Here is a 446-nt window from a genome sequence, read left to right as displayed (position 1 = left end):
CACCTATCAACACAAAATCATCACTTTGAGAGTGCTCTAATACAACCTTATCAGTATTAACGCAGTAAAACTTAGTTTGCGGGTTTTGAACCTCATTAAAAATGGTATTAACAGTGTTACAACCGCAGCCACCAATACCAAATACGCCAATAGACAAGCCATCTAAATTCTCAACTAACTCAAACATCATTGCTCCTCATTTTTTAAAGAGCATAACAACAAGGTGCGTCAATTTTTGACGCACCTAAAAGTCACAAGTTATAAGTGTTTGAAGCCTCATTTAGTTTTTTAATGATTCTGCTGCGTACAGCTTGAGGCTCTATTACCTCAAGCCAATGTGATGCTCTAAATAATTCACTTGTTAATTGCTCTGTGTCCTTCACATTGAATGTAAGCAGTGATGTTTGAGCATCTAACTTTTTCTGCTCTATTAACTCACCAAATTG

The 446-nt window shown here is 36.3% G+C and carries 2 pseudogenes; both read right to left on the bottom strand.

Features of this window, described 5'->3' with window-relative positions:
* Window positions 1-187 (bottom strand): annotated as a pseudogene (locus AUR67_RS07105) (cell division protein FtsZ); the annotation flags it as partial.
* Between the two features lie 64 nt (window positions 188-251).
* A pseudogene (locus tag AUR67_RS21370) lies at window positions 252-446 on the bottom strand (WYL domain-containing protein); the annotation flags it as partial.

Source organism: Pseudoalteromonas sp. XI10 (assembly GCF_001469895.1).
Taxonomy (GTDB): domain Bacteria; phylum Pseudomonadota; class Gammaproteobacteria; order Enterobacterales; family Alteromonadaceae; genus Pseudoalteromonas.
The sequence above is the reverse complement of the archived record's forward strand: the minus strand, read 5'-3'. Positions and strand labels throughout refer to the sequence as shown.